Annotated in this window: 16 protein-coding genes; 8 read left to right on the top strand and 8 right to left on the bottom strand. The window is 70.7% G+C overall.

The window, feature by feature from the left end; all coding sequences use genetic code 11:
- Positions 1-47: 47 nt before the first annotated feature.
- Entirely contained in the window at positions 48-1,271 is a 1,224-nt protein-coding gene (locus tag G3I78_RS42590; protein ID WP_164435077.1) for an MFS transporter, read from the top strand.
- Between the two features lie 41 nt (positions 1,272-1,312).
- On the opposite strand, the gene G3I78_RS42585 is transcribed toward G3I78_RS42590, so the two are convergent.
- Positions 1,313-1,897: a suppressor of fused domain protein gene (locus G3I78_RS42585; protein WP_164435075.1), complete on the bottom strand. Its 585-nt coding sequence runs from the start codon at positions 1,895-1,897 to the stop codon at positions 1,313-1,315.
- 492 nt (positions 1,898-2,389) lie between these two features.
- Between G3I78_RS42585 and G3I78_RS42580 the strand changes: the two genes are divergently transcribed.
- Both G3I78_RS42580 and G3I78_RS42575 read left to right on the top strand, forming a co-directional pair.
- Positions 2,390-3,508: a magnesium and cobalt transport protein CorA gene (locus tag G3I78_RS42580; protein WP_164435073.1), complete on the top strand. Its 1,119-nt coding sequence runs from the start codon at positions 2,390-2,392 to the stop codon at positions 3,506-3,508.
- Between the two features lie 10 nt (positions 3,509-3,518).
- Positions 3,519-4,031 (top strand): hypothetical protein, encoded by a 513-nt coding sequence (locus tag G3I78_RS42575; protein WP_164435071.1) that lies wholly within the window; start codon positions 3,519-3,521, stop codon positions 4,029-4,031.
- An 18-nt stretch (positions 4,032-4,049) separates the two neighbouring features.
- Here G3I78_RS42575 and G3I78_RS42570 read toward each other — a convergent pair whose 3' ends face one another.
- The gene (locus G3I78_RS42570) at positions 4,050-4,796 is read right to left on the bottom strand and encodes a hypothetical protein (protein WP_164435069.1); all 747 of its coding nucleotides are present in this window, start codon (positions 4,794-4,796) and stop codon (positions 4,050-4,052) included.
- A gap of 226 nt (positions 4,797-5,022) precedes the next feature.
- Between G3I78_RS42570 and G3I78_RS42565 the strand changes: the two genes are divergently transcribed.
- From G3I78_RS42565 to G3I78_RS42550, 4 genes are all read left to right on the top strand, one after another.
- On the top strand, positions 5,023-6,300 hold the full coding sequence (locus tag G3I78_RS42565; protein WP_164435066.1) for a CBS domain-containing protein: 1,278 nt from the start codon (positions 5,023-5,025) through the stop codon (positions 6,298-6,300).
- Positions 6,290-6,934, top strand: a complete 645-nt coding sequence (locus tag G3I78_RS42560) for a DUF1003 domain-containing protein (RefSeq protein ID WP_164435064.1) — start codon at positions 6,290-6,292, stop codon at positions 6,932-6,934. The genes G3I78_RS42565 and G3I78_RS42560 overlap by 11 nt, the downstream gene beginning before the upstream one ends.
- A 43-nt stretch (positions 6,935-6,977) precedes the next feature.
- Complete coding sequence (locus G3I78_RS42555) at positions 6,978-8,111, top strand: Mrp/NBP35 family ATP-binding protein (protein WP_164435062.1); 1,134 nt, start codon at positions 6,978-6,980, stop codon at positions 8,109-8,111.
- A gap of 246 nt (positions 8,112-8,357) precedes the next feature.
- Positions 8,358-10,301 (top strand): glycosyltransferase family A protein, encoded by a 1,944-nt coding sequence (locus tag G3I78_RS42550; protein ID WP_164435060.1) that lies wholly within the window; start codon positions 8,358-8,360, stop codon positions 10,299-10,301.
- A 48-nt stretch (positions 10,302-10,349) separates the two neighbouring features.
- Here the strand turns inward: G3I78_RS42550 and G3I78_RS42545 are convergent, their stop codons facing one another.
- The 5 genes from G3I78_RS42545 to sigE form a co-directional block, all read right to left on the bottom strand.
- The gene (locus G3I78_RS42545) at positions 10,350-11,018 is read right to left on the bottom strand and encodes a hypothetical protein (protein WP_164435058.1); all 669 of its coding nucleotides are present in this window, start codon (positions 11,016-11,018) and stop codon (positions 10,350-10,352) included.
- Positions 11,019-11,280: 262 nt separating this feature from the next.
- A complete protein-coding gene (locus tag G3I78_RS42540) occupies positions 11,281-11,724 on the bottom strand; it encodes a sec-independent translocase (RefSeq protein ID WP_164435056.1) in 444 nt (147 codons plus the stop codon).
- 251 nt (positions 11,725-11,975) lie between these two features.
- Positions 11,976-13,898, bottom strand: a complete 1,923-nt coding sequence (locus G3I78_RS42535) for a trypsin-like peptidase domain-containing protein (protein WP_239158384.1) — start codon at positions 13,896-13,898, stop codon at positions 11,976-11,978.
- 1,017 nt (positions 13,899-14,915) lie between these two features.
- Positions 14,916-15,884, bottom strand: coding sequence for a zf-HC2 domain-containing protein (locus G3I78_RS42530; RefSeq protein ID WP_164435052.1), 969 nt, complete (start codon positions 15,882-15,884; stop codon positions 14,916-14,918).
- Positions 15,881-16,654: an RNA polymerase sigma factor SigE gene (sigE, locus tag G3I78_RS42525; RefSeq protein ID WP_203616289.1), complete on the bottom strand. Its 774-nt coding sequence runs from the start codon at positions 16,652-16,654 to the stop codon at positions 15,881-15,883. Before sigE ends, G3I78_RS42530 begins: the two co-directional genes overlap by 4 nt.
- Before the next feature lie 163 nt (positions 16,655-16,817).
- Between sigE and G3I78_RS42520 the strand changes: the two genes are divergently transcribed.
- Entirely contained in the window at positions 16,818-17,516 is a 699-nt protein-coding gene (locus G3I78_RS42520; RefSeq protein ID WP_343243989.1) for an O-methyltransferase, read from the top strand.
- 123 nt (positions 17,517-17,639) lie between these two features.
- Here the strand turns inward: G3I78_RS42520 and G3I78_RS42515 are convergent, their stop codons facing one another.
- Positions 17,640-17,807 carry a DUF3117 domain-containing protein gene (locus G3I78_RS42515; protein WP_003966491.1) on the bottom strand — a complete coding sequence of 56 codons (168 nt, stop codon included), beginning with the start codon at positions 17,805-17,807 and terminating at the stop codon, positions 17,640-17,642.
- Positions 17,808-17,820 lie beyond the last annotated feature (13 nt).

The following is a 17,820-nucleotide window of genomic DNA, read 5'->3' as shown; positions in this document are numbered from 1 at the left end:
ACTATGTGCATATACCAACTATCTCCGTGAGGAGTGGAGGAACGACCATGGACCCCTTCGATGCGGGAGCCGGCGGCATCCTGCGCCAGCCGAAGGCCGTGTGGGCGACGGCGGGCGCGTCCGTCGTCGCCTTCATGGGCATCGGACTCGTGGACCCGATCCTGCCGTCGATCGCCAAGGGCCTGGACGCCACGGCGAGCCAGGTCTCGCTCCTGTTCACCTCGTACTTCCTGATCACCGCGATCGCGATGCTGGTCACCGGCTTCGTCTCCAGCCGCATCGGCGGCAAGAAGACCCTGCTGCTCGGCCTCGCCCTCGTCGTGGTCTTCGCGGGACTCGCGGGCACCTCGGGCTCGGTCGCGGAACTGGTCGGCTTCCGGGCCGGCTGGGGTCTCGGCAACGCCCTGTTCGTCTCGACGGCCCTCGCCGTCATCGTCGGCGCGGCGGCGGGCGGCAGCGCGGCGGCGATCCTGCTGTACGAGTCCGCCCTGGGCCTCGGCATGGCGTGCGGCCCGCTGCTCGGCGCCCTGCTCGGTGACGCCAGCTGGCGCTACCCGTTCTTCGGTACGGCCTTCCTGATGGCCGTCGGCTTCCTGTGCATCACGGTGTTCCTGAGGGAACAGCCGACACCGGCCCGCAAGACCTCCCTGCTGGACCCGCTGAGGGCGCTCGGCCACGGCGGTCTCGCCTCGGCGGCGATCTCGTCCTTCTTCTACAACTACACGTTCTTCACCGTGCTGGCCTTCACCCCGTTCGTGCTGGACATGACCCCGTACAAATCGGGTGCCGTGTTCTTCGCCTGGGGTGTGCTGCTCGCCGTGTTCTCGGTGTTCGCGGCACCACGCCTCCAGAAGCGGTTCGGCTCCCTGAAGGTGCTCGGCGGCTCCCTGGTGCTGCTCGCGGCCGACGTGCTCGTCCTCGGCTACGGCAACCACACCGCGGCCGTCGTCTGCACGATCCTGTCCGGCGCCTTCATCGGCGTGAACAACACGGTCTACACGGAGCTGGCGCTCGGCGTCTCGGACGCCCCGCGGCCCGTGGCGAGCGCGGGCTACAACTTCGTGCGGTGGTTCGCGGCAGCGGCGGCGCCCTTCTTCGCGCCGAAGATCGAGGAGTGGAGCGACATCCACATGCCGTTCGTGGTGGCCGCGGTGACCGCGGTGCTGGGCGCGGCCGTGGTCGTCGTACGGCGGAAGGCGCTCACGCACGAGGCCGAGGAGCTGGAGCCGCGGCACGCGAGCGAGGACAGTGTCGCCGTGTTCGCCAACTGACCGATTCCGGCCACCGGTTGGTGAGCTTCCTCACGCCGGGGTCAGTCGAGAGGGGCGGACTTCCGGGACGGATCCCGGAGGTCCGTCCCGTGTGTCAGCCAGCGCTCCTGGAGGGCCTGGGCGCCGTGGACGCGCTTCCAGGCCGCTTCGTTCGGGGTCATGGGGAGCAGCGGCAGGAAGCGGACCGGGTCGAGGGGCTCGTCGAGGTCCAGGTCCTCGACCAGGCCGCCCGGCTCGGCGACCAGGACCGAGGTGAACGGGGCGCCGGGCCACAGCGGTCCGCCCACGTCGAGCGAGGCGCCCGGGGCCACGATCACGCCCTCGACCTGCGGGGACGCGGCGAGCACGGCGAGCGGGCGGAGCACCTTGTCGGTGTCGGCGAGCCCTCCTCGTACCGAGATGACCAGCTCGGCGCGCGGGCCCTTGACCGGATCGGCGAGGGTCGCGGTGGGGTCGCTCATCGGCTGGGCCGACATGCCGAGGGAGGCGTAACGGACGACGTCCCCGTCGCTGAAGCGGAGCACCTCGATGCGGTCCGTGCCCAGGAAAGTGACCGCAGCGCGCGCGTCCGGCTCGCCCAGCGCGGTGCGCAACCGGGCCTCGACCAGAGGAAGAACATCAGCCATGCGGCGAGCATAGAACTCGTCAGTACCGGGCAAAGCAGCGCCTTGACACTTCGGCCTGCTGATAGTCTGGCCCGGCCGTCGGGGCAGCACGCAGAAGCGTCGCGATCGAGTCCCGACGCCTGGTGAGACTCCCTTACGGGAATGGATCGTCCCTTACGAGGGACCGGCCGGAGGAGGTGGGGCTGTCATGGATCGAAGTCGACCTGGTAGTACCACTCGTTCTTCCGGCCGCTGATGCAGCTCTGTGACTTTCGGCAACCGCCGCCTTTCACGTTCGCGTCTTCGTGCGGAAGAGCACTTCGTTCGTTTTGCCTGATCTGTCTGATCTGTAGCAGTAGCTGAATCAGTACTTCAGCAACGAAGTCCGCCACCGCGATGGTGCGGTGCTCCCCGCTTTGTGGACGTGCCAAACACCCACAGCAGGACGTCCTCATTCCGGGTAGTTCCATCCGTCGCCGGGGCCCTTGGTTGCCCGTCACGAAGGAGCCTGCCATGTCGATGATCCGTGACCTGCGTGCCGCCGTACGCCCGTCGCGTCCCTCGCTGCGCAAGGACACCGGCGCGTACGACGCGACGCGCGACCCCTCGACGCCCTCGGCCGTCGTCGACTGCGCGGTCTACCGCGACGGCCGGCGCGTGGAGACCGACCGGCAGCCGAGCCCGCACGAGGCGATGCGCCAGGTGCGCCGCGACGGCGGGTTCGTGTGGATCGGTCTGCACGAGCCGAGCGAGGCCGAATTCTCCGGTATCGCAGGCGAGTTCGGGCTCCACCCGCTCGCCGTCGAGGACGCCGTCCAGGCCCACCAGCGGCCCAAGCTGGAGCGCTACGACGACTCCCTGTTCACCGTCTTCAAGACCATCCACTACGTCGAGCACGACGAACTCACCGCCAACAGCGAGATCGTCGAGACCGGCGAGGTCATGTGCTTCACCGGCCGGGACTTCTTCATCACCGTCCGGCACGGCGGCCAGGGTTCGCTCAGGGCGCTGCGGCACCGGCTCCAGGACGACCCCGAACTCCTCGCCAAGGGCCCCTCGGCGGTCCTGCACTCCATCGCGGACCACGTCGTCGACGGCTATGTCGCGGTCGCCGACGCGGTGCAGGACGACATCGACGAGGTGGAGACCGAGGTCTTCACCCCGGGACGCGGCGGCAAGGTCTCGCGCGGTGTCGACTCGGCGCGGATCTACCAACTCAAGCGCGAGGTACTGGAGTTCAAGCGGGCGGTCGCCCCGCTGCTGCGGCCGATGCAGCTGCTCAGCGAGCGCCCGATGCGGCTCGTGGACCCCGACATCCAGAAGTACTTCCGCGATGTCGCCGACCACCTCGCCCGGGTGCAGGAGCAGGTCCTCGGCTTCGACGAGCTGCTCAACTCGATCCTCCAGGCCAACCTCGCGCAGGCGTCCGTCGCGCAGAACGAGGACATGCGGAAGATCACGTCCTGGGCCGCGATCATCGCCGTACCGACGATGGTGTGCGGGGTCTACGGCATGAACTTCGACTACATGCCCGAGACCCACTGGAAGCTCGGCTACCCCGTGATCATGGCGATCACCGGGGTCATCTGCCTCGGCATCCACCGCACCCTCAAGCGCAACGGCTGGCTCTAGAGTGGGCGCCATGACAAGCGAGCTGCTCGACCGGGCCCTCGTCGAGGAGGCCACCAAGAAGTCCGGCCTCGTCTGGGTCAAGGGGTCCGACGGCCCGGCCCGCGCCCTGTGGCACGTCTGGCACGAGGGTGCCGCGTGCCTGGTCGGCGACGGGCCCGGCGAGCAGCCGCTGCCGGGGCTCGCCGGCGGGGGCACCGCCGAGGTGACCGTCCGCAGCAAGGACAAGGGGGGCCGGCTGGTCTCCTGGGCCGCGAAGGTCGTAGAACTGGCGCCCGGGTCCGAGGAGTGGCGCGCGGCCGTCGCCGAGCTGAAGGGGAAGCGGCTCAACGCCCCCGACGGCGAGGCCATGACGGACCGCTGGTCCCGCGAGTGCCGGGTGCTGCGTCTCGAACCCACCGGGGTCACGGCCGCGCTGCCCGACGGCGATCTGGCCGAACCACCGCTGCCGACACCGGCGACCACCCGGGAACCGATCCCGGCCGGGCTGCCCCGGCTGCTCCTGAAACGCCGTAAACGCGGCTAGGGCGGCGGCCGCTCGCGGCTAGGACGTCGGCAGCTGCTTGCCGTAGTCCACCGTCTCGTCCTTCTTCGGCTCGGTCAGGGTGAAGTTCTTGCCCCAGGCCGAGAACGTCAGCGTGCCCGCGCCGCCGGCCCGCGCCAGGCGCAGCGGATAGGGCTCGCCCTCCAGCGAGACGTCCAGCGTGCCGCCGTCGCCCTCGTCACCCGTGATCCGGATGGTGCGGGTACCCGCCTGTTCGTGATGTCCGTCGGTGCCCAGGGTGCCGTGCAGGGTCAGAAGCCCGTCGAGGAGAACACCCTTGTCCGTGAACCCACTGAACTTCTTGTACGCCGGGTCGCCCGACGGCACCTTCACGTACTTGCCGTCGAGCTTGTCGGCGGCCGCGTCCGAGTCGCCGCCCTTGCCGTCGGCCTGGGTCCAGAAGCCCGCGCCCGCCTTCAGATACAGCTCCTCGCCGATCCGCAGCAGCTGGAAGGTGGTCCCCTCCGCGGTGACCGAGCCTGAGCCGCCGTCGGCGTTCAGGCGCATGTCGAGCTTGTACGTACGGCCACTGGTGACGACGTTGCCCGACAGGCGCAGCGCGGCGGCGGACGTGGCGGCCTTCCGCGTCCTGTCCTGGATCTGCTCGGCGGACAGCTTGCCGACGCCGTTGGTGCCCGCGTCGGGGTCCTCGCTGCACCCTGTCAGCCCGGTTCCCGTCACGACCAGCGCGCACATCGCGCCCACCAGCACGGCCCTGCGGGTCCGGCCCCGGGGAATCGCAGTCACAGGTGGAGCTGCCTTTCTGACGAGGGTCCTTCAGCGGCGTACGGCAGCGTACCGGGGCCCGCGCCCCCGGGCGGAGCCAGACCGTCCGAAGCGCTCACCAGGGCGTATCCGATCGGGACGGGCTAGCCTGAAGCCCTCCCGAGCGGGCAATCCGGACAACGGAGCAGGAACGAATCCCGTCGTACGCACCCCCGTACACGGCCTCGTACGCAAAGGAAGCACAGCCATGGCAGCGGGAGCCCCCCGGATCTTCGTGTCGCACCTCGCCGGTGTCGCGGTCTTCGACCCCAACGGCGACCAGGTGGGCCGCGTACGCGACCTGGTCGTCGTCCTGCGCGTCGGACGCCGCCCGCCCCGGGTGCTCGGCCTCGTCGTCGAACTCTCCACCCGGCGCCGCATCTTCCTGCCCATGACCCGGGTGACGAGCATCGAGTCCGGCCAGGTCATCACCACCGGTGTGCTCAACGTCCGGCGCTTCGAGCAACGGCCCACCGAGCGCCTGGTCTTCGGGGAGCTGCTGGACCGGCGGGTCACGCTCGTGGAGGACGACGAGCAGGTCACCGTCCTCGACGTGTCGGTGCAGCAGCTGCCGGCCCGCCGGGACTGGGAGATCGACCGGGTCTTCGTCCGCAGGGGCGGCAAGGGCGGGGCGTTCCGCCGCAAGGGCGAGGCGCTGACCGTCGAGTGGTCCGCGGTCACCGGCTTCACGCTGGAGGAGCAGGGACAGGGCGCGGAGAGCCTCCTGGCCACCTTCGAGCAGCTGCGCGCAGCGGACCTCGCCAACGTCCTGCACCATCTCTCCCCCAAGCGGCGCGCGGAGGTCGCGGCCGCCCTCGACGACGACCGCCTGGCCGACGTACTGGAAGAGCTCCCCGAGGACGACCAGATCGAGATCCTCGGCAAGCTCAAGGAGGAGCGGGCCGCCGACGTCCTGGAGGCCATGGACCCGGACGACGCGGCCGACCTGCTCTCCGAGCTGCCCACCGAGGAGCAGGAGCGCCTGCTGAGCCTCATGCAGCCCGGCGACGCGGCCGACATGCGGCGCCTGATGCAGTACGAGGAGCACACGGCCGGCGGTCTGATGACCACGGAACCCATCGTCCTACGGCCGGACGCGACCGTCGCCGACGCGCTCGCCCGCGTCCGCAACGCCGACCTCTCCCCGGCCCTGGCCGCCCAGGTCTACGTGTGCCGCCCGCCCGACGAGACCCCGACCGGCAAGTACCTCGGCACGGTCCACTTCCAGCGGCTGCTGCGCGATCCTCCGTACACCCTGGTCAGCTCGCTCGTCGACGACGACCTCCAGGCCCTCGACCCGGAGGCGCCGCTGCCGGTGGTCGCCGGGTTCTTCGCGACGTACGACATGGTCGCGGCGCCCGTGGTCGACGACTCGGGCTCGCTGCTCGGCGCGGTGACCGTGGACGACGTACTCGACCACATGCTGCCCGAGGACTGGCGCGAGGCGGAGTTCGACGCCGAAGGGGTGGCCCACCATGACGCCTGAGCGTGAGACCCCGATCCGTGAGCGTGGGGGGCAGGCCCGTGAGCGTGGCGGGTCGGCCCGTGAGCGCGGGGGGCCCGCCGGGGCCACCGCGACGACCCGCTCCCGCACCCGGCTCGACCAGCCGCGCCCGCCGCGGCGCAGGCTGCTTCCCGAGTGGGACCCGGAGGCCTTCGGACGCCTCTCGGAGCGGATCGCCCGCTTCCTCGGCACCGGACGGTTCATCGTCTGGATGACGGTCGTCATCATCGTGTGGGTGCTGTGGAACATCTTCGCGCCCGGCGATCTGCGCTTCGACCACTACCCGTTCATCTTCCTCACCCTGATGCTGTCCCTCCAGGCCTCCTACGCCGCCCCGCTGATCCTGCTCGCGCAGAACCGGCAGGACGACCGGGACCGGGTCAACCTGGAGCAGGACCGCAAGCAGAACGAGCGGTCCATCGCGGACACCGAGTACCTGACCCGTGAGATCGCCTCGCTGCGGATCGGGCTCGGGGAGGTGGCGACCCGGGACTGGATCCGTTCGGAGCTCCAGGACCTGGTGAAGGAGCTGGAGTCACGGCAGCACGACGGGCATGTCGTATTCCCGGCAGAACGGTCGGATCGGTCTTCGGGACGTGACGTAGAAGACCGCTGAAGGCCTTACTGGAGGGTGTGGCCGGGGCCGTACCATCGTCTGTATGGCTAGCGAAGACGCGGTGCGCGAGGCACTGGCGACGGTGAACGACCCCGAGATCAACCGGCCCATCACCGAACTCGGGATGGTCAAGTCGGTCGACATCGGCGCGGACGGGGCGGTCGCGGTCACCGTGTACCTGACGGTCTCCGGCTGCCCGATGCGCGAGACGATCACGCAGCGCGTGACCGACGCGGTCTCGGCGGTCGAGGGCGTCACCCGCGTCGACGTCACGCTCGACGTGATGAGCGACGAGCAGCGCAAGGAGCTGGCGACGGCCCTGCGGGGCGGCCAGACCGAGCGCGAGGTGCCCTTCGCGAAGCCGGGCTCCCTGACCCGCGTGTACGCGGTCGCCTCCGGCAAGGGAGGCGTCGGCAAGTCCTCGGTGACGGTCAACCTGGCGGCGGCGATGGCGGCCGACGGCCTGAAGGTCGGGGTCGTCGACGCCGACATCTACGGCCACTCGGTGCCGCGCATGCTCGGCGCGGACGGCCTTCCCACTCAGGTCGAGAACATGATCATGCCGCCGTCGGCGAACGGTGTGAAGGTGATCTCGATCGGCATGTTCACCCCGGGCAACACCCCGGTGGTGTGGCGCGGCCCCATGCTCCACCGCGCGCTCCAGCAGTTCCTGGTGGACGTGTACTGGGGCGACCTGGACGTGCTCCTGCTGGACCTCCCGCCGGGCACGGGCGACATCGCGATCTCGGTGGCCCAGCTGGTCCCGAACGCGGAGATCCTGGTCGTGACGACCCCTCAGCAGGCCGCCGCGGAGGTCGCCGAGCGCGCGGGTTCGATCGCCGTCCAGACCCACCAGAAGATCGTCGGCGTGGTCGAGAACATGTCCGGCCTCCCCTGCCCCCACTGCGGCGAGATGGTCGACGTCTTCGGCACCGGCGGCGGCCAGACCGTCGCCGACGGCCTCACCCGCACGACCGGCGCGACCGTCCCGGTCCTCGGCTCGATCCCGATCGACGTCCGCCTGCGCGAGGGCGGGGACGAGGGCAAGCCGGTGGTCCTGAGCGACCCGGACAGCCCGGCGGGGGCCGCGCTGCGGGGGATCGCGGGGAAGCTCGGGGGCAGGCAGCGGGGGCTTTCGGGACTGTCGCTGGGGATCACTCCGAAGAACAAGTTCTAAACGCGCCGGGCCGTTCGCTGCGGCCCTCCGTTTCGCACACCAGAGGCTTCAGGAGCCCCGCCGGATGGATATTCCGGCGGGGCTCCTGCGCATTATGCGGAACCAGTGCTTCACATGGCGCACACAGGAAGGCCATGGTACGTTCAGGCGGCACGGACCTTCGAACAGGCGAATTTCACGCCTGCTTGAATGTCGGCTTGAATGTCGGCTTGAATATCGAAATTCCTGCCGGATAAAGTCCGTGAAATGCCGAGACTAAAAGTCAGTGTGGTCGTCCCCGTATACAACACCGGAAAATACATAGACGAATGCGCGCCCTCGCTGCTGAAGCAGAGCCTGCCCAGCGACGAGTACGAAGTGATTTACGTCGATGACGGTTCCACGGACGACACACTGGGCCGGCTGGAGAAGATCGCCGCCGCGCATTCCAACGTCCAGGTGCACACCCGGCCCAACTCGGGCTGGCCGGGCGCACCGCGCAATCTCGCCATGCGGCACGCCAGGGGTGAGTACATCCAGTTCGTCGACCACGACGACATGCTCGGGCCGGAGGCTCTGGAGCGGCTGTACGAGCACGCGAAGCGGAACGACGCCGACGTGGTGCTCGGCAAGATGTCCAGCACCATGGTGCGACCCCGGCGGGTGTTCCGGCACACGGTGGACGCCTGCACGATCGAGAACGTCGAACTCATGCAGAGCATGACGCCGCACAAGATGTTCCGCAGGGCGTTCATCGAGGAGCACGGTCTGCGGTTTCCGGAAGGCCCCTGGTTCCTTGAGGACATGCTCTTCGTCGGCGCCGCCTACCTCAAGGCCGAACGGATCTCGGTGCTCGCCGACTACCCCTGCTACTACTGGCTGAAAAGAGACGACGGCGGCAACAACACCCAGCACCGGTTCGACCCCCGGTTCGGGTTCTGGCGCAATGTCCGCACCGTCGTCCGTCAGATCAAGGACGGCACGGAAGCCTCGAACGACCTGGACGCCCTCCAGAATCGGCTGCTGCACCGCAATTACCACGTCGAGGTCCTCTCCCGGGCCCGGGAACCCGAAATCCTGCGCGCCGACCCGGCCGAACAACGGCAGCGTTTCGCGGCGGCCGGTGAGGTGGCACGGGAGGAATTCCCCGCTGCCGTCCGGGAAGGGCTGCCCGCGGTGTCACGACTGCGCGCCGAGTTCCTCGAAAGCGGAGACTTCGACGGAGCCGTGGCTCTCGCGGAGCGCGTCCGCGAGGTACGGGCACACAGCGAGGTGGGCCGGCTCCGCTGGGAGGACGGCTGTCTGGTCGCCGACATCGAGTTGAGCCTGCTGCACGGGGACGGCGAGCCGTTGGTCCTCGTCGAGCGGGACGGGAAGCAGTGGCTCGACCCGGAGTTGCTGGCCGGTGTGCCCGGCACCGAGGGCGGGTGGGAGGTCCGCGATCCCTTCCGGCTGGCCTACGCCGAACTGATCGTCAAGGACCGGGACCGGGAGGACTGGTGGTATCCGGAGGGTGACCTGGAGATCCGGCCGGAGCCGTTCGGGCAAGGCCGGTCACGGCTCGTCGCGTCCGGGCAGCTGCGCGTCGACCCGCAGCGGCTGGCTGGCGGGCAGCCACTGCCCCGCGGACCGCACGAGGTGTGGGCCTTCGTCCAGGTTCTGGGCATCGACCGTCTGATCCGCGTGACCGGCGACGGCGCACTGGGCAGCCCGGCCGCGGGCCCGGCGCTGACCGGCGGGCGGCTCGCCCTCCCCTACTGGACCGTCGGAAAGGGGCAGCTCACCGTCGACCTGGACCAGCGTCTGCGTCACCTCGGCCCGGACACGGCCGAGGCCGCCGCCGTGAACACCGCGCGCGGCAGGCGGTCGCTCCCGCTTCCGTACGTGGCGGCGGGCCCGGCCGACACCCCGGTTCCCGTCAAGGTCACGGTGTCCAGTCTGTCGGTGAAGGCGGAGGTGGTCCCCGCTGCCGACGGGGCGACAGCCGAACTGCGCCTCCCGGCCCGTCTGAAGCTGCCGTCCGGCCGACACCCGGTCACCCTCCCGCGGACGGCCGCCCCCGTGGCGTACGCGGTCGTCCGCGACGGAGCGCTGCTCCGCGTGGAGGGCCCGGCCCACGAGACCGGCACCGGACGCAGGCTTCTCGACGCGGTCGCCGACAACCGCCAGGTGCGGCGGGTGCAGCGGGTACGACGACGGCTGAGCCGATAGCCCGGTGCCGGAGGGGGGCACACACCGTCCGAGGTGCCCCCTCGGCCGCTAGGCGTACGCCGAGATGTCCTTGACGACGGCGAAGCCGAGGCCGTACGCGCTCATTCCTCTCCCGTACGCGCCCACGTGCACGCCCTCCTGCGTGGACCCGGCGAGCACCCAGCCGAACTCGGACTCCCGGTAGTGGAAGGGGGTGGGCACCCCGTCGACCGGAAGGGAGAGGGTCGACCAGTCGGAGCCGTCCAGGTCGTCGGCCAGGACCCAGGCCGTCTCGGTCTGCTGGTCGAGCCAGTCGTCGCGCAGGGAGTGGTCCATCTGACCGGGCCAGGTGAAGGACAGCAGCCCCACGCCCGCGAGCCAGGCGGCCGAGGAAACCGACGTGGCCTCCAACAGGCCCGTGCCGTCGGCGCTCCTGCGGGACGGGTTCGCCGCGACGGTCACGACGACCGCGAACTTCTCCTTCGGCTCACCGCCCGACGCGCCGACCTCGTTCTTCACGGAGGGCTCGTCACCGTGACCGATCGAGCCGTGCTCCACGGCACCGTCGGCCGACATGCCGACCTGCATCAGCCAGCGCGGCCCCGTGAAGGCCTCGTCGAGGCCGTACCAGGGGAAGGGCGCCTGAAGGTAGCCGTCCACCGTGCGCCGGGCGGAGGGGACCTGCTGTCCGCCCTCCGCGGCCGGCGCCTGCGCGACTGCCCCACTCGTCGTCTCCATGTGCCGGACGCCTCCTAGCTCTCGTCGGACCGGAACGGCCCGCCCCCCTTCGGGCGGCGTCGCTGGTTCGCGTACGGCCCGCACAACAACTCGGCAGCATAGCCACACCGCTCCGAGCTGCTGGTAAACCGCCCGGCGCGCGGGGCGCCCGGAGGGCGGGTTCAGGCCGTACGGGGTGGGGGCGGAGTATGAAACGCGTCACGTACGACGACGAAGGCGCCCGCGAACTGCTCGGCGGGCGCCTTCTGGTGGGACGTACGGCTCAGGTGGCGTCCGCGTCGAAGGGCGGGCGGTCGTCCTTGCCGGGCTCCTCGGGCTTCTTGGTCATGTCGATCCGGCCGCCGGACGAAGAGGACGACGAGGAGGAGGACGGCGACGAGGTGTCCGTGCTGTGGACCGCGTCGGTGACCTCGGCCATCTCCTTCTTCAGGTCGAAGCCGTTGCGGATCTCCTTGAGCCCCAGCTCGTCGTTGTCCAGCTGCTTGCGGATGAACGTCTTGGGGTTGAGGTCCTCGAACTCGAAGTCCTTGAACTCCGGGCCCAGCTCCGAGCGGATGTCCTGCTTGGCGCTCTCCGAGAACTCGCGGATCTTGCGCACGGTCCGCATGACGTCCTGGATGACCTTGGGGAGCTTGTCCGGACCGAAGACGAGCACGGCGAGGACAACGAGCGTGATCAGCTCGAGCGGTCCTATGTCATTGAACACCTGAAGCTCCTTGCGATGTCCTCGGTCCTCGGCCCTCGGTGGTCTGCGCGGGTCTTCCGTGGTCCGGGCCGGGTCCACGGTACCTGGGGTTCCCGTACGACCGGTACTGTCCCGAGGGCTCCGAGTGCGGGCGGGTGGGCGGTTTTCCGGGTTGTTTGCCTTGTGGAGCGGGGTTTGGGGCGGTCACTGTGAGGTTTCTGTTAATCGGGCCTCTGGCAGTTCTCTATCCATTCTCATAGCCGCCGTCGCCCTCAACCACCGTCCGAGGAACCGAGCACCAGCACTACGGTCCGCTCCTCGCCGTTGCGCTCGACCGTGAGCTCCAGGCGGTCGCCGGGGCGGTGGGCGCGGGTCTTGACGATCAGTTCGTCGCCGGAGTGGACACGGCGGCCGTCGACCTCGGTGATGACGTCTCCGGCCTCGATCCCGGCCCGGTCCCCCGGACCGCCCTCGGTGACCGCGGGTCCCCCGTCGTTGCCCTTGGCGCCGACCCGCGCGCCGTCACCCGTGTAGTCCATGTCGAGGGTGACGCCGATGACGGGGTGGGTCGCCTTCCCGGTGTTGATCAGCTCCTCCGCGACCCGCTTGGCCTGGTTCACCGGGATCGCGAACCCGAGCCCTATGGAACCGGCCTGGCCGCTCTCGTCACCGGTGGCGTCGTCCGCCGAGCGGATGGCGGAGTTGATGCCGATGACCCGGGCCCGGGAGTCGAGGAGGGGGCCGCCGGAGTTGCCGGGGTTGATGGGCGCGTCGGTCTGGAGGGCGTCGACGTACGACACGTCGCTGCCGTCCGGGCTGTCGCCGCCGGCGGTGATGGGCCGTTCCTTCGCGCTGATGATGCCCGAGGTGACCGTGCCCTCCAGGTCGAAGGGGGCACCGATCGCCACGACCGGGTCGCCGACCTGGACGTTGTCGGAGTTGCCGAGGGGCATGGGCGTCAGTCCGTGGACCCCGCTCACCTTGACGACGGCGAGGTCGTACCCGGTGTCCCGGCCCACGACGGTGGCCTTGGCGGTGTCCCCGCTGTGGAAGGTCACGGAGATCTCACCACCGGCACCGGCGGGCTCCACCACGTGGTTGTTGGTGAGGATGTGCCCGAGCCCGTCGAGCACGAACCCGGTACCGGTCCCGGACTCCGCGGTCCCCCGCACATGCAGGGTCACGACACTGGGCAGGGCCCGCGCCGCGATCCCCGCGACACTCTCCGGCGCCCGCGCCCCGGACTCCACGGCGGCCTGCGGCAACTCCACCTCCCCACCCCCACGGTTCCGCTCCAGACACGCCCCTACGACTCCCCCGACCCCGCCCGCCACGAGCGCGAGCGCCAGAGCCCCGAGGAGCAGCACCCGCCGGGTTCTCCGGCGCCGCGTGTCTTTGCTGTCGGCGGGGGCGCCGGTTTGTTGGAGGGGGGCGGGGAGGGGGGCCCAGGGGTCGTAGTTCTGCCAGGGGGAGGGTGGGGACGCGGGGGAATCGGAGGGGAGCGGTGTGTCGGTCGCCAGGCCCTTGGCGGGGGCATGGGCATGGGGGTGCGGGGGTGGGGTGGGCGCGGTGAGCCGGCTGGGCTGCGGGGCCGGGAAGGGCACGTCGGGGTGGGGTTCCGGGGGCGGTGACGGAGCGGGGTACTCGCCGACCGGGAGCGGACTTGTGGGCTGCGGGGGCTGGGCTGAGGGCGGCTCGGGGTGGGGTGGGCTTGTGGGCTGCGGGGGCTGGGCCGAGGGCCACTCGGGGCGGGGCGAGCTTGTGGGCTGCGGGGGCTGTGTCGCGGACGGCCCCGGTGGGAGCGGGCCTGAGAACGGGAGTGCAGGCGCGGAGGGCGGCTCGGGCCGAAGCGGGTCGGCGGACAGCGGAGTCGCGGCAGCGAGGTGCCCGGTCGGGTGAGGGTCGGGCGACGTGGTGTCCGCGTCCGCGTGCGGGAACTGGAACGGGGTGGGGGCATCGCCTCCGGCGGGACGGGGCGGCGATGGAGTGTGCGTGCCGTGCGGGGCGGGAGGCTCTGGCAGCGGGGGGTCATGAGGCGAGGGCGAGGAGATGGGCTGTTCCTGGGAAACAGGCAAGGAGGCTGGTGGTTCCTGGGGCGTGGAAACAGGCGCCCTCCGGGGAACCGGCAGGCCGGGAAGCGTGGTTGGCATCAGCGCCGGTGGGCCTTGCGGCGGAGGCGGTATCGGTATCGCCATGCCCTGAGCCGGGGCCGTGCCCGGGTGCTGGACCGGTGGAGCGGAGGCCCAGGGACCCGGTACGCCGTACGGCGGGGTGCTGGAGGAGTCAGGGTCGTACGGCGGAACGGCGGGTACGTACGCGGGCACCGCAGGCCCCTCTCCGGCAGCTACGAACCCAGGCACCGCAGAGCCCTCCCCGCCAGAACCCGCACCAGGCGTCACCGGGCCCGCCTCAGCAGAGCCCGCAGCAGGCGTCACGGAGCCATCCTCAGCAGAACCGACCGCAGACGTCACCGAGCCCTCCCCAACAGCACCGACCGCAGACGTCACCTGCCCGTCTCCGGCAGGACCGGACGGAGGCGTCGCCAGGCCCTCCTCAACAGCACCGGACGCAGACACCTCAGGCCCGTCTCCGACAGAACCGGAAGCGAGCACCGCAGACGCATCCCCAGCACCACCAGCAGCGGCCCCCGCAAACCCCTCCCGGGCAGAACCCGCACCAGACGCCACAGCCCCGTCCTCGACAGGACCCGCACCAGAAGCCACAGCGCCCTCCCCAGCAAACCCGGTCGCAGGTGCAGCCAGGCCATCCCCAGCAGAACCCCCAGCAGGCCTCGCCGAGCCATCCCCCGCAGAACCAGACGCAGCCGCCACCAAACCCTCCCCACCACCCCCAGCCACCGCAGACTCCCCCGTCGGCCGACCAACCCCACTCACCGGCCGGGACGACAACCCGAAGTCCCCCTCAACCCCCGGCCCACCACCAACCTCACCGCTCGGCGCCTGAAGCTCGAAGTCACCCTCGACACCCCGCGCGCCCACAACACCGTCCTCGGCACCCCCACGCCCCGAAACCTCAAAGCCCCCGGCGTCCTCGCCCCACCCCGAACCCCGACCCCGACCCCGGCCCCACCATTTCGCCTTCGCAGGCTTCCCCTCGTCCATGCTCTCCCCACCCCACAACGGCACAGACAGGCCACTAATGGCCTGTCTGTGGATTCAACCAGGTTCACGCGCCGCGGAGCAGGGCGTCGGTCAGCGGGGGGAGCCGAACGACGTGGGCGCGGAGGTGGCGTCGGGGACGGGTGCGGCGAGGAGGCCGGGTGTGGTGAGGTCCGGGGTCGTGGACAAGGACGTGAGGGTGAGCGGCGGACTGGCACTGAGCGGACGTATCAGAGGAGACATCGCGGCCGCACCGGCGACCACGGGCGCCGTGAGGGTGTGCACGGCGGCCTCCCGAACCTGCGCGGGTACCCCCGGCAGCAGCGGAGCCGACACCTCGGTCGGGGCGGCCGGGGTGTCACCGAGCGTCCGCTGTCCCTCTTGCTGGGCGAGCAGCGGACCGACACCGCGGCGCCGCTGGTTCTCCGGCACCGCCGCACCGGTACCCGGCGTACGCGCCGGGGTCACGTTGCTGCCGGCCCCGCGGGCGTCGGTGTCGCCCGGCGCCCCGGTGGTGACGCCGCCGAGCGCGATCGCGGCCAGCGACACCGCCCCGGCCGCGACGAACGCGAACCGCATGCCGCGCGAGGCCGAGCGCTCGGCCTCGTGACGGCTGACGTCATGGATGCGGAAGCCCCGGCCGGAAGGGGAGGGCGGGAGCACCGCGGCGTGCGGACGGGCGGGGACGTAGTCGAACTCGAAGCGCTCTCCGCGTCTCACGCCGAAGACCCCGGCGGCGCCGGGTCGTCCCGAGAGTCCACCGGTGAGTCCTCCCCCGCCGAACGGCGAGCTGTCGCCGTCCTCCGGGTCACCTCCCGGCAGCCCCTGGAGGCGGGCCAGGAAGCTCTCGGAGGGCGGCGGCGGGGCGGCCTCCGCGAAGACGTTCTTCAGACGGCGCTGGGCGTCCGCCTCCGCCTTGCACTTCGGACAGGTGGCGAGATGCGCGAGGACGCGCTCCCGCGTGTCATGACCGAGCTCGCCGTCCACCAGGGCGGCGAGTCGGTCTCCCAGATGCTGTTCCGCGAGGCGCCCCTCGCCGGGTTTGGGCCGGGATCCACTCACGCGGTCGCGCCCCCTCCTCCCAGCGCGGGGACACGGGCCATGAAGGAGCGACGCTCGGCGCGGGCCTCCGGCGAGCGGTGCGCGAGGGCCTTGCGCAGCTGGGAACGGCCGCGGTGGATCCGCGAGCGGACGGTGCCGAGCTTGACGCCCAGGGTCGCGGCGATCTCCTCGTACGACAGTCCTTCGATGTCGCACAGGACGACCGCGGCGCGGAACTCCGGCGCCAGGGTGTCGAGGGCCTGCTGGACGTCCGCGTCGAAGTGGGCGTCGTTGAAGACCTGCTGGGGCGAGGGCTCGCGGCTGGGCAGGCGCTCGGCCGCGTCCTCGCCGAGGGCGTCGAAGCGGATGCGCTGCTTGCGGCGGACCATGTCCAGGAAGAGGTTGGTGGTGATGCGGTGCAGCCAGCCCTCGAAGGTCCCCGGTGTGTACGTGGACAGGGAGCGGAAGACCCGGACGAAGACCTCCTGCGTGAGGTCCTCGGCGTCGTGCTGGTTGCCGGTGAGACGGTAGGCGAGGCGGTAGACCCGTCCGCTGTGCATGCTGACGATCTCCTCCCAGGTGGGCGGAGTCCACGCCTGCCCGTCCGCGTCGGTGGTGAAGGTCGCGGTCTGGGCGTAGTCGCCGGCGTGGGTGTGGTCAGCTGCGTTGTCGTTCACGGATTTCGGCCTGCCCGCCGACCCCAGGAAGCGCCTCAGCACTCCCCCACGGTCTCCAGGCGCGGCCGCACCTCCCCTGTCGGCTCTGGTTGTCTCCAGTGGAGCCCCTACCATAGCCACCTCGCCCGTTAGCTCCGGATAAGCGGTTTTACGAGAATTTGATCTGGGCTGATACCACTCGGGCCCCTGCGTCAGCAGTTGCTCGAGGGCCTGCTCGTCGTCGTGATCCAACTGTGTCCCCCCGGGTACGTCTCCACCCCTCTAAACGCCCGGTCCCATCTGCGGGTTCCCGGCGGCAACGGATACAGTCACGCCCAGGCAACCACGGGGCAAGGAGAGGCTCATTACCGGCAACCGGCAGACGAGCTGGGCGTTCGCCGACGCCTACGTCGCCGAGGACGAAGTCCTGAGCTGGGCCCGGGACCGGGCCCGTGACGCGGGGCTGCGCTCGGTGACGCCCGGCACGGGCGCGGCGCTGCGGTTGCTGGCCGCCTCCGTGGACGCCAAGGCCGTCGCCGAGATCGGTACCGGCACCGGCGTCTCCGGGATCCATCTGCTGCACGGCATGCGCCCCGACGGGGTACTGACGACCGTCGACCCCGAGCCGGAGCACCAGCAGTTCGCCCGCCAGGCCTTCCGCGCCTGCGGCTTCGCCAGCAACCGGGCCCGCTTCATCCCGGGCCGCGCCCTGGACGTCCTGCCCCGCCTCGCCGACGCCGGCTACGACCTCGTCTTCTGCGACGGCGACCGGCAGGAGGTCATGGACTATCTCGCTGAATCGTTGCGCCTGCTGCGCCCGGGTGGACTGGTCGTCTTCGAGGGCGTCTTCGCCAACGGCCGCACGGTCGACTCGGGTCCGCAGCCCACGGAGGTACTGCGCCTGAGGGAGCTGCTGCGGGCCGTGCGGGAGAGCCAGGACCTGTTGCCGTCGCTGCTCCCGGTCGGCGACGGACTGCTGTGCGCGGTCAAGCGCTGAGCCCTGCGAGGCCGTGAAGACAGGCAGGGACCGTACGGCCATCCGAGGGTCCGGCCGGGCAGACCTCTGCCCCGACACCACGTGAGATGCCGGGGCAGCCGAAAGGGTATGGTCGCTCCCGCGTCAGCCGACGACCTTCTTGAGGGCGTCGCCGAGCGCGTCGGCCTCGTCAGGGGTCAGCTCGACGACGAGCCGACCGCCGCCTTCGAGCGGAACGCGCATGACGATGCCCCGCCCCTCCTTTGTCACCTCGAGCGGGCCATCGCCCGTCCGCGGCTTCATGGCCGCCATGCTCGTTCCCCTT

It is taken from the genome of Streptomyces sp. SID13726 (assembly GCF_010548375.1).
Taxonomy (GTDB): domain Bacteria; phylum Actinomycetota; class Actinomycetes; order Streptomycetales; family Streptomycetaceae; genus Streptomyces.
This window is presented reverse-complemented; position numbering and strand designations above follow the sequence as displayed.